A 537-nucleotide genomic window follows, 5' to 3' on the forward strand; every position below is an offset into this window, starting at 1 on the left:
ATGTATGAAAAACGGGTGAAAGGCGGGCCAAAGCGCAAACATACGCTTGGCCAGTGGCCCAGGCCCATTGGTCTATCAGAAGCCCGTAAGATGGCGTTGGAGATTGAAGCCGAAGCCGCGCAGGGAATTGACCGCATCGCGAACGCAGAGGAAAAGAGGCGCGAAAAGAAGCGTACACAGGCATCAACGCTGAACGTGTCGCAGGTGCTGGATATCTATGACACCATCCATCTATCCAACCTCAGAACGCGCAACGAAAGGCTGCGCCAGTTGCGCCAATCCCTAACTGAGCATCTGGAAAGCCCAATCACTGACTTGACGCGAAGCGATATTCAAAAAGCCGTGGACGCAAAAGCATCGGCTGGCCGAAAGGCGTACGCTAATCGTATTCGGGCTGCGTTGTCTGCGTTCTCAAATTGGGCATGGGTGCGCGGCTACATTTCCGAGAATATTGCCAGCGGCGTTGCGAAGGCCACGACCGAGCATGCGCGAGAACGGGTTTTATCGATTAGTGAGATACGGGCAATCTGGACGGCT

Annotated in this window: 1 pseudogene; it reads left to right on the forward strand. The window is 54.7% G+C overall.

The features are described 5' to 3' along the window. Positions 1 to 90 precede the first annotated feature (90 nt). Positions 91 to 537 (forward strand): annotated as a pseudogene (locus tag ACR0EL_RS22745) (hypothetical protein); the annotation flags it as partial.

This window comes from Ruegeria sp. AH12 (assembly GCF_056541465.1).